Source organism: Synechococcus sp. BO 8801, assembly GCF_002252675.1.
GTDB lineage: Bacteria > Cyanobacteriota > Cyanobacteriia > PCC-6307 > Cyanobiaceae > Cyanobium.
The window spans coordinates 21,659-34,392 of the sequence record NZ_NQKY01000017.1 but is presented as its reverse complement, the minus strand read 5'-3'; the positions used below and the strand labels follow the sequence as shown (position 1 = coordinate 34,392).

Sequence of the window (12,734 nt, the reverse complement as noted above, 5' to 3'; positions counted from 1 at the left end):
ATGGGTGGCGTGGCTTGATGGAACGGAGGCAACCTACGCCTTACAATTTCGTTTCGTAAGTACTTACAAAAAGGTAAGCCTCATGAATGCGGGCTCCAGGCTTGGCGAGACCCTGCGGCGCGGGGAGGTTCTGGCGCCGGAATGCCCGTCGCGGGAGATCCTCAAGCACGTGACCAGTCGTTGGGGGGTGCTGACGTTGGTGGCCCTGATGGAACGGACACACCGCTTCAGCGAGCTGCGCCGCAGGATCGGGGGCGTCAGCGAGAAGATGCTGGCCCAGACCCTGCAGCAGCTGGAACAGGACGGCTTCATCCGGCGCGTGTCCTATCCGGTGGTGCCACCGCACGTGGAGTATTCGCTCACTCCCCTGGGAGTGGGCATCGGCCGTCAGGTCGAAGCGATGACTGACTGGATCGAGATCAACCTGCCGGAGATCCTCAAGGCCCAGCAAAGGCAGCCGTCATCTAGGCCGAACGCTGATCAAACGCCACCGGCAGCGACTTGAGCCCGCGCAGCTCCAGGTTGTCCTGATACTCCAGCGGCTCGCCGGTGAGGTTCAGTTCTGGGCAGCGACGCAGCAGTGCGGTGAAGGCGATGGTGGCCTCCATCCGGGCCAGGGCCGCGCCCAGGCAGTAGTGGGGACCATGGCCGAAGGCGAGGTGGACGTCGAACCTGCGTCGCACGTCGAGCCGGTCGGGATCCGGGAACCGGTCCGGGTCGCGATTGGCGGCGGCGAACATCAGGTACACCAGCTGCCCCTTGCGGATCGGGCGGCCGCCGATCGTCAGATCTTCGCCGGCCTCCCGGTACATGAACTGCACCGTGCCGTCATAGCGGAGGAACTCCTCGACTGCGTTGGGAATCAGCGACGGGTCGTCGCGCAGCAGCTGCAGCTGGTCGGGCTGGCGCAGCAGGGCCAGCAGGCCGTTGCCGATCAGGTGGGTGGTGGTCTCGTGGCCGGCCGCCAGGAACAGATTGGCGTTGGCGATCAGCTCCGTCTCGCTGAGACGATCGCCGTCAATCTCGGCATGCACCAGCAGGCTCAACAGATCGTCGCCAGGCGTGGCCCGGCGCTTTTCGAACTCCGCGCCAAAGAATGCGGTCAGCTCGTGGGTGCTCTGCAACGCCCGCTGGTACTGCTCGGGGGTCACGGCTGACGGGTCGGTGCCGAAGATGGCGGAGAAGTCGTCCGACCAGCGCTTCAGCTGGTCCAGGTCGCCCGTTTCCAGGCCGAGCAGGCGGGCGATGACCCGAGCCGGCAACGGGAAGGCGAAGTCGGCGATCACATCGAAGGGTCCCTGCTCCGGCAGTCGGTCCAGCAGCTCATCGACCAGCGCCTCGACGGCCGGCCGCAGGTTGTCCACGGCCCGTGGCGTGAACACCTTGGCCACCAGGCCGCGAAGCCGATGGTGCCGTTCCGGGTCCGTGATGTTCATCTGGGCACCGATGACCTCGAAGAGGCGCTGCAGCTCGGGGCACCCGGCCCGCTCACCCATTCCGCCGGCGCGATCGGAGCGCAGCCGTGGGTCCTGGGTGGCTGCCACCACGTCGTCGTAGCGGGTCAGCACCCAGGCCCCGAACGGTTCATGCCAGTGGACGGGGTCGGTACGCCGCAACGCGGCGTAGGTCGGGTAGGGATCGACCAGCATCGCCGGGCTGAACAGGGCCGTCGTCATGGTTGAGGACACACACGGATGACGGTATCGAGATCTCCCCGATGTTGCCTGGTCAGCCTGGAATCACGCCGAGCTGCTGAAGCATCCCGTAGGTATCCACGATGATCCAGTCTTCCTCAATCTTGCCGTCGGCAAGTCGGTAGATCGCCTGACCGGACACGCAGACGCGCCTGTTGGTTGGTGGAATTCCGTTGAATTGTCCTTGCTGGGTTCCTTCGGCAGACCAGCGCAGCGAGACTCGGTCTGCTTCTGCGAACAGATCGTGGACCTGCATGTGAAGGTCGGGAAAAGCTGCGACGAGCGCTCCGATATAGGCCTTGGCGGCCTCGGGTCCATTCGCCAGATGGGGAGCCGATGGATCGTGCATGGTGAAGTTGGCCGAGCAAAGCTCATCGATCACGGCAAAATTGCGACCATTCCATCCTTCTGCGATCAGTCGTCGGACGATGCGCTTGTTTCCCTCTGACATGTGGCTGTACTCCATGAGGTAAGTGGACAGGCGGTTCTCCGCTTGGCGGATGATCTGTCAACCGCTCAGACGCTTGTCAGTTCGATCTGCATGATGGGTATCACCGGACAATGTCTAGAGTATCCAGATTCTTCGTGAAGATCACGCGGTCTTCACCTTCCCAGTCATAGCCCACAGCAACGGGCACGCCGTCGACCTTGACATCGGATGCAAGGGGCGAGAATCCCATGCGGCTATCGAAGGCAAGGGAATTGCGATTGGCCGGAGCGGTCACGCCATGCACTGTGCGACAGCCAAGCGAGGCGGCCGTGGTAATGAGATGCTCATAGCGGAGTCTTTTCAACCCTTCTCCACGTCGTGCCGGATGGACACCGAGACAATGGACATAGGCCTGGTCGGGATAGGTCTGCGAAATGAACCCGATGAGTAACGCGACGATCTGACCATCAACGACGGCGGTGAACCTGGTGGACCGGAAGTTAACGAAGAAGAGTTTGAGCAGCATGTCGGCCATCGGCCGACCACCCCACCATGCATCAACGACCGAAATGATCGGTTGATTCTCGCCGGGCTCTACATGGCGGATGACAACCCCTTTCGTTGCTTCACCCTGAGCTCCAATGGCTGTTTAGCTTGCACGCTCCTGCACCTTTGGGAGCAAATGAAGCATGTAATCTCGCTTTCCGACTGGGAGGCCTAGATTGCGCAGTATTGCATAGGTCGTTACCAAATGAAAGTAGAAGTTGGGTAGCAGGAAGTCTTCCAGGTATTCCCGCCCAGTAAGGTCTGCGTATAGGTCCGCGCCGAGTTCTAGGTGCTTTCGGGCTGGGAGCTCACCCTCGGCAGAAAGATGACTGGCCAAAAGTGTTCGCGTATCTGCGATGTGTTGTTCGGCCACGGCCAGTGTCTCTACACGAGGGTTGAGGTCAGCGCTTTCCTTTCCGGTTACCCATAGGACAAAGTTTCTCGGCTGATTGCAGGTAAACACAATCTGCGTTCCCAGGGGAAGCATGTCGGGGGCTAGACGGTGACTGAGATAGTCTGCCTCCACTTCGTTCCGACGCGCAGCGCCCAGTTTGAGCAGATGCGCTAACGTGGCAAGTCGGGAATCAAAGGTGTGGGCGGCTTTGGACGTCTCGGCAACGGGCATCTTCAGCTCCTAGGGACGAATCGACGCGGATTCAAGTTCAATCTAACGCCAGGACCAGAGGCGGTAGCAAGTGTGGACGCCTGCACAGGCGATCGATCATCGCAAGTCAAGGCGCATCACATGGCGGCGGCTACCGGCACGTCGAACCTCTTTGAACCCAAGTTCTTCGAACATGGGCACGAAGCCCATAAAGCGATAGCTGGGCGACTCCGGATCGACCGGATAGGCCTCCAAAATGTCCGCACCCCGAAGACGGGAGTGTTGGATTGCTGCGCGAATGAGTTCCTTGCCGTAGCCCACGCCACGAAGCTCTCGTTTCAGGAACATGCATACCAGAGACCATACGTTTGCTCCATCGTCGTCGAGACCTCCCAGTGGGCGGTAGGAGTCACGGGGGGCAACGGAACACCAAGCAACGGGTTCGGTTCCTCGGTATCCGAGAAGACCAACTGGATGCCCGCCCACAATGCGGTCCTTCATGGCCTCCTTCTTGGCGGCACCATTCCCGCGACTTTCACTGGGCATGGCACGCCATACCATGCACCAACAGTTTTTCGGTCCACCCCTGCTCGCAAAGAGTGTCTCGAAGTCATCCCATCGCTCCGGTGTGACTTCTTCAAAGCTGCATTCCATGGCTGGTCAGCTTGAGCGAGGGGTCAGGAGTCACTTCGCGCCATTCGGTCCCCGCCTGAAGAACAATCGAGCGAGTAGAAAGGTTCCGATGAAACAGTTCGCCACCAGCACAAGGTAGAAGAGGAGGAGGACAAGGAACCAGACAGGGTGGTCTGAGAAGTGGATCGTGCTACTGGCGGGACCAAAGTTTCTACTCGGGCTGCTGATCTGCCCCGTCGTGACGAAGCGGTAGAGGCCAAAGGCAAGTCCTGCACAAGCTGCTGTGAACACGGGGACAAGAACAATCCTGCCGATCCACATCGCCCATTTCTTGTACGTAGGCATTGGGGCAGGCCTTGAGTGTTCTATCGGATTCATGGCACCTGATGATTCTACGATGTCTCGATGGTGCTGGTGCAAGCAGAGGCCAGGGGAGCTCGCGTTTCGTGGTGTTTACCTTTTTGCGGTTCTTGGCGGTGGCCCAACATCGACAGCCCTTGTGTGGCCTAACAACCAGTCAGGTCACATGGGAGGACTCACAGAGCGTTTTGAGTTTTTCAAGCGCCTTCGGCCATGCTTGGCATATGTACTCCTCCCACTCTGCGGTGACATCTTGGTCGACAACCATGCTTGTACCTTCTTTCGTGGATAAGAACGTGTAGTTCTCAAATGCAGGTGCCCAGGCTCGAATTGCTTCGCTTGTGGTGTCTTCAACCCCGTTTGTAATGAAGCCGAGGTGTCGGATTGAGATGAATTCATTGGGCCGACTCTCAGCGATCTCGGAAACCATTCCGTCGCCATTCGGTGCCAAGAACAAAATCCTTGCTCCTGATTCCCACGTGCCCTGAAAGTGCGAGCCTTCAGCGAATGCTGATGCCCACTGCTTGTAGCTTTCAGGATTGGTTACGTGTCGCCAAACCACGCTTGCCGGTGACTTGATCGTCACGTTGAACTGGATATGCTTCGTTGATGGCATCTGACTCTCCGAGTAGCGTTTGTGTTGTGTGGCCTGGCCTGTTTTTAGCTGGTTTCCATGAACGCATCCTTGCGCCCTACCCATTCCGTGAACCACCAGCCAACAACCCGTAGCGATGGCTGAATGCCCCAGGGGGCAAACCTGCTCAATCTTTTTGCAGCAGGATCGAAGCCGTGGTTCACGAATCCAAGAACCCCTCAGGTCTCCAGCAGCATCTTCGACAGATTCGGCAGGCCCGCCCCCTGGTGGTAGCGGTCCCGTTGCAGGTCGGTGCAGTGCTCCAGCAGGATCCGCTTCACCCGGTCGGGATAGCCGATGAATTCGGTGCGCACCGAGAGGAACGAGGCCAGAAGGCCGGAGATGTGGGGCGCCGCCATGCTGGTGCCCGAAAGCGCCACGTAGAGCTCATCGAGGCTCTTGCCCTTGTCGCGGCTGGGGGTGCGTTTGGGGTCGCTGCTGCTGCGGCAGGACAGGATCTTTTCTCCCGGGCCCACCACGTCGGGCTTGAGGCGGCCATCGGCGGTGGGACCCCGTGAGGAGAAGTAGGAGGTGCCGTAGCGGTGCGGCAGGGTCGGGTGCACCGAGCCCACGGCGATCGCCTCGTCCAGGTTGGCCGGATCGCCGATCGACAGATCGAATGAGCGGGTGGCGCTGAAGCCGTCCACCACGATGTCGCCGCTGCCTTCGTTGCCCGCCGCCAGCACCACCAGCACCCCCTGGCGCACCAGCCGCAGCAGGGAGGCGCACAGCGGTGAATCGCCGCAGCCGAAGCTGGCCGGATCGAACGGCCCCCCCAGGCTCAGGTTCACCCCCTGGATCGCCAGGCGCCGTCCCTCCTGGTTCTGCTTCCAGATGTGGTCGATCGCCTTGATGATCCAGGCGTCATAGCCGCCGCCGTTATCGGCCAGCACCTTGTAGCTGACGATCCGGGCCCGGGGGGCCATCGCCAGCAGGTCGGGGCCGCCCTCGCCGCCCACCGACAGCAGCCCGCCGGCGATGATCCCCGCCACATGGGTGCCGTGGCCGTTGGCATCGTTGCCGCTGCCTTTCTGCACCGGCCCCCGCGCGGTGCAGTCCCATTCGGCGGCGATCGTGCCGTCCGGGGCGAAGGTCGCGTTGTGGAAGTGGGGGTGCTGCCGGTCGATGCCGGTGTCCAGCACGGCCCAGGTGATGCCCTGGCCACAGGCGTTGTAGCCCAGCTGGGCGGTGCGGGCCTGCACCGTGTGGATCGAATCGTGCATCAACGCCTTCTTGCGGCTGTTGCTGAACATCCGGTACACCGCCGGCGAGGTGGCGCCGTACTGGCGGCTCATCGCCCCCGCCAGCGTCTCCACTTCGGCGCGGGTCAGGTTCACCGCCACGTAGCGATCCAGCTGGTCCTCCAGGAACACCGTCTCGGCGGTGATCGGACCCTGCAGCACATGCGCCTGGATCCACTCCAGCACCGACTCCCGCGCCTTCAGCAGCGAATCGCCCCCCTCCGGCCCTGCCGCGGAGCGATCCGCCAGTTCGATCAGCACCGGCACCCGGGCCGTGGCCTCCACATCCAGCGCATCGGCCAGGCTGCGGGCCACCGTCATCGGACTCACGGGCTGGAAGCGGGAGCGGTCCAGCGCCGTCATCACCGTCTCCTGGGTCGACTGACGCGACAGGTAGCGGCTGGCGGAATGGGCCTTGCTGGGCGGCCACACCACCCCCATCACCCGTTCATCGACGATCTTCGGCTTGCCGGCGGCGCTGTACTCGTCGGCCAGGCTCTGGTCGAGGCAGACGATGTCGCCGTCCTGGGCGATGTTCACCCAGCGCCTCACACCGGCCGGAATCGGCAGCTTCTTGCCGTGCCATTTCTGCAGCACGTCGGTCACCTGGGGCAGCCCCAGCGGTGAGCCGATCGTCACGTACAGATCCACCTCCAGGGCGGCGCCCAGCTCCATCAGCGCCTGATAGGTCACCATGCTCCCCTGGCTGTGGCCCACCACCACGAAGGGCCCCCCGCCGGTGCTGATCCGGTCCTTCACCGTCTGCACCATCCGTTCCCGCTTCGTCTTGTTGAACAGGAAATCGTTCACATCGGCCATGAACGCCTTGGTGAACATCGCCGTCACCGGGCTCCACAGCCCCTTCGCTTCCACCGAGAGCGTCGCCGGCCCCCCCATCGGCGCCCCCCGCTGGGCCGCCGTCTGGGCGGCCGCGTCCAGCTGCGCCGTCAGCGCGTCCACGAACGCCTGCGACGCTTCCGGCGAATCGCTGTCCTGGATCGAGGCGGCCAGCAGCCCCTCCGCCTCCGGCTGCAGCGTCGCCCGGTCGTCACCGATCGCCCGGGTGGAGAAGCCCGCCGTCTCCGGGTAGCGCTCCCGGTCGACCCAGTAGGCCATGCGGGTGCGCTCCCCCTGGTCGGCGCCGAACAGGGCCCGGTCCCACTCCGAGCGCAGCACCCCTTCAGGGGGCATGTTGGAGATCCCGTGGCAGTAGATCACCGTGCGGGCCTGCCCGCGCGTGGTCGGCGCGCTGGCGCTGCCGGCGGCGGCGGCTTTCTTCGGGGCGGTCATGGGGGCGCACAAGAAGGGGACCATCCCCCCCGCCCTAGCCAGTCCCGCCGCCGCCGGACCATGGCCCGCCGCCGGTGTCATCGTTCTTGAGGCCGCCCCCGCCCATGACCCTGCTCCTGTCCGTTCTGGCCCTGGTCCTGCTGCTGGATCTGCTGGTGCTGGTGGTGCTGCTGCCCTCGCTGCTGATCCGCCTGCTGCTGGTGCCCCTCTGTCCGGAGGTGGTCTGGTGCGGTCCGGGCCGGCAGAAGACGCTGGCCCTCACCATTGACGATGGCCCCAGCCCCGGATCGGAGGCCCTGCTGGCCCTGCTGCGGGAGCTTGAGGTGCCGGCCACCTTCTTCCTGATCGGCTCCCACCTGGAGCGCGACCCCCGTTTCCCCCGCCGGGCCCTGCAGCAGGGCCATGATCTCGGCAACCACCTCTGGTGCGACGAGTCCTCCGCCGCCTTTCCACCCGCGGTGTTCCAGCAGCTGCTGAGCGACACCGAACGGGTGATCGCCCGGGCCGCTGCCCCCGCCAGACTGCGCTGGCGCTGGTTTCGTCCCGGGCGGGGCTGGTTTCACCGGGCCATGCTCGACGCCCTCGCGGCCCGGCGCTACCGCCTGGTGCTGGGTTCGATCTTTCCCTGGGACACTCTGCGGCCGCCCCTCTGGTTCGTGCGCCTGTTCGTGCGCCTCAATGCCCACCCCGGCGGGATCCTGGTGCTGCACGACACCCCGGACCTGAGCGGCCGCACCCTGGAGAGCCTGCGCTGCCTCATCCCCGACCTGCGCCGCCGCGGCTACCGCTTCGTGCCCCTGCAGGAGCTGCTCGATCCGGCCGGCTGATCCGGCGCCCGGCGGCGGGTGTGGGGCCTACGATCCGGGCCGTCCGCCCCCTGGGGAATGCGCTTCAGCAGCCTGCTCACCCGGATCGGCGCCGTGCAGGACGGCAGCCCGCGGCACCTGGGGGCGGATCCGGAGATCACGGGCGCCGAAGCGCTGGATCGCGCCGGCCCCGGCCAGCTGGCCTTCCTTGAGCCCGGCAACGCCCTGGCGGCCGCCCTCTCCGCCAGCGGTGCCGCCGCCCTGCTGCTGCCCCTCGACGAAGAAATCCAGCAGCTGGCCAGCGAGCGCGGCCTGGCCTGGGTGGCCCTCAAGGATCCCCGCCTCGGCTTCGCCCAGGCCCTCGCCGCCCTGCATCCCCCCACCCCGAAGCCCCCGGGGATCCACCCCAGCGCCGTGGTTGACCCGGCCGCGACCGTGGCCGCCGATGTCCACGTGGGTGCCCACGGGGTGATCGGCGCCGGCAGCGTCGTGGCCGCCGGCTGTGTGCTCCATCCCGGCGTCGTCCTCTATGAGGACGTGCAGCTCGGCGAGGGCTGCGAGATCCACGCCAACGCCGTGCTCCATCCCGGCAGCCGTCTCGGGGCGGGGTGCGTGGTCCAGTCCCAGGCGGTGATCGGCGCCGAGGGCTTCGGCTTCGTTCCCACCGCGTCGGGGTGGGTGAAGATGCCCCAGACCGGCCGGGTGGTGCTCGAGGACGGCGTCGAGGTGGGCTGTGGCTCCACCATCGATCGACCCTCCGTCGGCGAGACCCGCATCGGTGCCGGCACCAAGATCGACAACCTCGTCCACGTCGGCCATGGGGTGGTGACGGGCAAGGGCTGTGCCCTGGCGGCCCAGGTGGGCATCGCCGGCGGCGCCGTGCTCGGCAGCGGCGTGATCCTCGCCGGCCAGGTGGGTGTGGCCAACCGGGCCGTGATCGGCGATCGGGCCATCGCCTCCTCCAAGTCCGGCATCCACGGCGAGATCGCCGCCGGCGAGGTGGTCAGCGGCTACCCCGCCATCCCCAACCGGCTCTGGCTGCGCTGCTCCGCCGTCTTCAACAAGCTGCCCGAGATGGCCCGCACCCTGCGGCAGCTGCAGAAGTAGCCTCGCCTGCTGCCCGGCCCCCTTCGCGATGACCAGCTACAGGATCACCCTGCTCGCGGGGGACGGCATCGGTCCGGAGATCACCGCGGTGGCCCGCACCCTGCTGGAGACGGTGAGCGGCCGCCATGGCTTCAGCCTGGAGTTCGATCCGCAGCCCGTCGGCGGTGCCGCCATCGATGCCACCGGCGAGCCCCTGCCTGCCACCACCCTGGAGGCCTGCCGGGCCTCCGATGCGGTGCTGCTCGCCGCCATCGGCGCCCCCCGCTTCGATGCCCTGCCCCGGGAGCAGCGCCCCGAGAGCGGCCTGCTGGCCCTGCGCTCCGGCCTGGGGCTGTTCGCCAACCTGCGGCCCGTCAAGATCATCCCGGCCCTGGCCGGCGCCAGCAGCCTGCGCCCCGAGGTGATCGAGGGGGTGGACCTGCTGGTGGTGCGCGAACTCATCGGCGGCATCTACTTCGGCACCCCCAAGGGGCGCATCGAGGTGGATGGCGGCGTGCGCGCCTTCAACACCATGGTCTACAGCGACCACGAGGTCGACCGGATCGCCCGGGTGGGCTTCCGCCTGGCGGCGGCCCGCCGCGGCCGGCTCTGCTCGGTCGACAAGGCCAACGTGCTCGATGTCAGCCAGCTGTGGCGCGACCGGGTGGAGGTGATCCACACCGAGTTCCCGGAGGTCGAGCTGAGCCACATGTACGTCGACAACGCCGCCATGCAGCTGGTGCGCGAGCCGCGCCAGTTCGACGTGCTCCTCACCAGCAACCTCTTCGGCGACATCCTTTCGGATGAGGCCGCCATGCTCACCGGCTCGATCGGCATGCTCCCCTCGGCCTCCCTCGGCTCCGAAGGCCCGGGCCTGTTCGAGCCGGTGCACGGCTCCGCCCCCGACATCGCCGGCCAGGACAAGGCCAATCCCATTGCCATGGTGCTGTCAGCCGCCATGCTGCTGCGGGTGGGCCTGCAGCAGGAGGCCGCCGCCGCCGATCTCGAGACCGCCGTCGACCGGGTGCTGGCCGCCGGCTACCGCACCGGCGACCTGCTGATGACGGACGGCTGCACCCGCGTGGGCTGCCAGGCCATGGGCGAGCAGTTGCTGGCGGCCCTGCCCGGCTGATCGCCCCCTTCCGATGACGGCCGCGGAGGGGCCGGACCGGCGACCTGCCAAACTCACAGCCTCTCAACCCCCCTGCGTCGATGTCGAAGCGTCACCCGGTCGTGGCTGTCACCGGTTCCTCAGGAGCGGGAACCAGCACCGTCAAACGGGCCTTCGAGCACATCTTCTCCCGCGAGGGCATCATCCCGGCGGTGGTGGAAGGCGACAGCTTCCACCGCTTCGAGCGGGGCCCGATGAAGCAGGCGATGGCCGAGGCCCAGGCCCGCGGCGAGAACTTCTCCCACTTCGGCCCCGAGGCCAACATCTTCGACAAGCTCGAGGAGCTGTTCCGCACCTACGGCGAGACCGGCGGCGGCGAGCGCCGCTACTACCTCCACTCGGTGGAGGAGGCGGCTGAGCACAACGCCCGCCTCGGCACCAGCCTGGAGCCCGGCCAGTTCACCCCCTGGGAGCCCATCCCCTCCGACACCCAGCTGCTTTTCTATGAAGGCCTGCACGGCGGCGTCGAGGGCGACGGCTACGACGTGGCCTCGCTGGTGGATCTGCTGATCGGCGTGGTGCCGATCGCCAACCTGGAGTGGATCCAGAAGATCTCCCGTGACAACGCCGAGCGGGGCTATTCGGCCGAAGCGATCGTGGACACGATCCTGCGCCGCATGCCCGACTACATCAACCACATCTGCCCCCAGTTCAGCCGCACCGACATCAACTTCCAGCGGGTGCCCACGGTGGACACCTCCAACCCGTTCATCTGCCGCAACATCCCGACCCCGGATGAGAGCTTCGTCATCATCCACTTCCGCAAGGGGGCCCGTGAGAAATGGGGCATCGACTTCTCCTACCTGCTGCGCATGATCAACGGCTCCTTCATGTCCAGCCCCACTAGCATCGTGGTGAACGGCGGCAAGATGGGCTTCGCCATGGAGATCATCCTCACCCCGATCATCCACAAGATGATTGAGGAGAAGAAGCAACTGAGCTGAAGATCGATCTCTCGATCTTCCTTTCGGCCCTAAGCTCCCCCGAAAGGAATCGGTGAATCCCATCACCGCCCAGCCCCCCACCATCCACCCGTCCGGGAGCCCTTCATCCAGAGGCCCCGGATCCGGAAGCCCCTCCTTCCAGATCCGGGGCGGCGAGTCCTCGGCCTCACCGTCGGCTGGCGCCCTGCGCCTCGATCGCATCAACAGCGCCGAACTGCTGCGCTGCTCGCGCCGGGTCTACTTCCGTTTCCTCGAGGCCTGCCCCACCGCCCCCGAACCGCTGGGGGTGGTGCTGCTCGGTGCCGGCCCCCAGGGGCGGGTGGTGTTCGAGCTGCCCATCCTCCTGCCGGACGAGCAGTTCGTGCCCATGGAGCTGCTGCGCCCCCGCTCGGCCCGGGGCCGCAGCGCCCGCGGGGGATCCAGCCGACCGCTGCCATGACCACCGACGCCCTGCTCGCCCCCACCGCCGCCCTGCCGTTGCTGGCCCCCCTGGTGGCCCTGGTGGGTGCCTGCATCGGCAGCTTCCTCAACGTGGTGGTCTGGCGGCTGCCGCGGGAGGAGTCGCTGGTGTTCCCCGGCAGCCACTGCCCCCGCTGTGGCGCCTCCCTGGCCTGGTTCGAGAACGTGCCGCTGCTCAGCTGGCTGCTGCTGCGCGGCCGCTGCCGCCACTGCCAGGCACCCATCGCCGTCCGCTACCCGCTGGTGGAGCTGCTCACCGCCGGCCTCTGGGTGGCGATGCTCTTCGCCCGTCCCGCGGCGATGGGCCCTGACCCGAGCCCCTGGCTGCTGCTGGCGGCCGGCTGGTTGCTGGCCAGCTGGCTGCTGCCCCTGGCCCTGATCGATCTCGACAGCCTCTGGCTGCCGGAGCCGCTCTGCCGCTGGGGCGTGCTGCTCGGCCTGGCGGCCACCGCCGGCATCGGCTTCCCGCAGGGGGCCGAAGTGGGCCGGGCGCTGCTGTTCTCCCACCTGCTGGCGGTGGCCGCCGGTCTGCTGGGCTTCGAGGCCCTCAGCGCCCTGGCCGAGAAGGCGATGGGCCGGCCGGCCCTGGGCCTGGGAGACGCCAAGCTGGCGGCCCTGATGGGCGCCTGGCTCGGACCCCTGGGCCTGGGTCTGGCCGTGAGCCTGTCGGTGCTCGGCGGTGCCCTGATCGGGGGCATCGCCCGCCTCAGCGGCCGTCTCGGCCGCCAGCAGCCCTTCCCCTTCGGCCCCTTCCTCGCCGCCGCCGCCCTGGCGGTCTGGATCGGCGGCCACGGCCCCTGGCTGCGCCTTTGGGGCCTGGGTCTTTAATGGCCACT

14 protein-coding genes are annotated in these 12,734 nt (G+C 66.3%); 7 read left to right on the top strand and 7 right to left on the bottom strand.

The window, feature by feature from the left end; translation table 11 throughout:
- Positions 1 to 4 precede the first annotated feature (4 nt).
- Complete coding sequence (locus CJZ86_RS12190) at positions 5 to 505, top strand: winged helix-turn-helix transcriptional regulator (RefSeq protein WP_233133998.1); 501 nt, start codon at positions 5 to 7, stop codon at positions 503 to 505.
- On the opposite strand, the gene CJZ86_RS12185 is transcribed toward CJZ86_RS12190, so the two are convergent.
- The 7 genes from CJZ86_RS12185 to CJZ86_RS12150 form a co-directional block, all read right to left on the bottom strand.
- A complete protein-coding gene (locus CJZ86_RS12185; protein WP_094586205.1) occupies positions 465 to 1,676 on the bottom strand; it encodes a cytochrome P450 in 1,212 nt (403 codons plus the stop codon). The two genes, CJZ86_RS12190 and CJZ86_RS12185, sit on opposite strands and share 41 nt — an antisense overlap.
- Before the next feature lie 52 nt (positions 1,677 to 1,728).
- Entirely contained in the window at positions 1,729 to 2,160 is a 432-nt protein-coding gene (locus CJZ86_RS12180; protein ID WP_094586204.1) for an ester cyclase, read from the bottom strand.
- An 85-nt stretch (positions 2,161 to 2,245) separates the two neighbouring features.
- Positions 2,246 to 2,659: a GNAT family N-acetyltransferase gene (locus tag CJZ86_RS12175; RefSeq protein WP_094586203.1), complete on the bottom strand. Its 414-nt coding sequence runs from the start codon at positions 2,657 to 2,659 to the stop codon at positions 2,246 to 2,248.
- A 114-nt stretch (positions 2,660 to 2,773) separates the two neighbouring features.
- Complete coding sequence (locus CJZ86_RS12170) at positions 2,774 to 3,295, bottom strand: DUF1993 family protein (protein ID WP_094586202.1); 522 nt, start codon at positions 3,293 to 3,295, stop codon at positions 2,774 to 2,776.
- A gap of 96 nt (positions 3,296 to 3,391) precedes the next feature.
- A complete protein-coding gene (locus CJZ86_RS12165; RefSeq protein WP_198960134.1) occupies positions 3,392 to 3,775 on the bottom strand; it encodes a GNAT family N-acetyltransferase in 384 nt (127 codons plus the stop codon).
- A gap of 649 nt (positions 3,776 to 4,424) precedes the next feature.
- Positions 4,425 to 4,853: an SRPBCC family protein gene (locus CJZ86_RS12155; RefSeq protein WP_233133997.1), complete on the bottom strand. Its 429-nt coding sequence runs from the start codon at positions 4,851 to 4,853 to the stop codon at positions 4,425 to 4,427.
- Between the two features lie 227 nt (positions 4,854 to 5,080).
- Positions 5,081 to 7,432: a S8 family peptidase gene (locus CJZ86_RS12150; RefSeq protein WP_094586198.1), complete on the bottom strand. Its 2,352-nt coding sequence runs from the start codon at positions 7,430 to 7,432 to the stop codon at positions 5,081 to 5,083.
- A gap of 104 nt (positions 7,433 to 7,536) precedes the next feature.
- Here CJZ86_RS12150 and CJZ86_RS12145 point away from each other — a divergent pair, with 104 nt between their 5' ends.
- The 6 genes from CJZ86_RS12145 to CJZ86_RS12120 all read left to right on the top strand — a co-directional run bounded on the left by CJZ86_RS12145 (position 7,537) and on the right by CJZ86_RS12120 (position 12,726).
- Positions 7,537 to 8,259: a polysaccharide deacetylase family protein gene (locus CJZ86_RS12145; RefSeq protein WP_094586197.1), complete on the top strand. Its 723-nt coding sequence runs from the start codon at positions 7,537 to 7,539 to the stop codon at positions 8,257 to 8,259.
- A 57-nt stretch (positions 8,260 to 8,316) separates the two neighbouring features.
- The gene (lpxD, locus tag CJZ86_RS12140) at positions 8,317 to 9,345 is read left to right on the top strand and encodes a UDP-3-O-(3-hydroxymyristoyl)glucosamine N-acyltransferase (RefSeq protein WP_094586196.1); all 1,029 of its coding nucleotides are present in this window, start codon (positions 8,317 to 8,319) and stop codon (positions 9,343 to 9,345) included.
- 28 nt (positions 9,346 to 9,373) lie between these two features.
- Entirely contained in the window at positions 9,374 to 10,456 is a 1,083-nt protein-coding gene (gene leuB / locus CJZ86_RS12135; RefSeq protein ID WP_094586195.1) for a 3-isopropylmalate dehydrogenase, read from the top strand.
- Positions 10,457 to 10,536: 80 nt separating this feature from the next.
- Positions 10,537 to 11,439: a phosphoribulokinase gene (locus CJZ86_RS12130; RefSeq protein ID WP_094586194.1), complete on the top strand. Its 903-nt coding sequence runs from the start codon at positions 10,537 to 10,539 to the stop codon at positions 11,437 to 11,439.
- A 52-nt stretch (positions 11,440 to 11,491) separates the two neighbouring features.
- On the top strand, positions 11,492 to 11,878 hold the full coding sequence (locus CJZ86_RS17370; RefSeq protein WP_233133996.1) for a hypothetical protein: 387 nt from the start codon (positions 11,492 to 11,494) through the stop codon (positions 11,876 to 11,878).
- A complete protein-coding gene (locus CJZ86_RS12120) occupies positions 11,875 to 12,726 on the top strand; it encodes a prepilin peptidase (RefSeq protein ID WP_094586193.1) in 852 nt (283 codons plus the stop codon). The genes CJZ86_RS17370 and CJZ86_RS12120 overlap by 4 nt, the downstream gene beginning before the upstream one ends.
- Positions 12,727 to 12,734 lie beyond the last annotated feature (8 nt).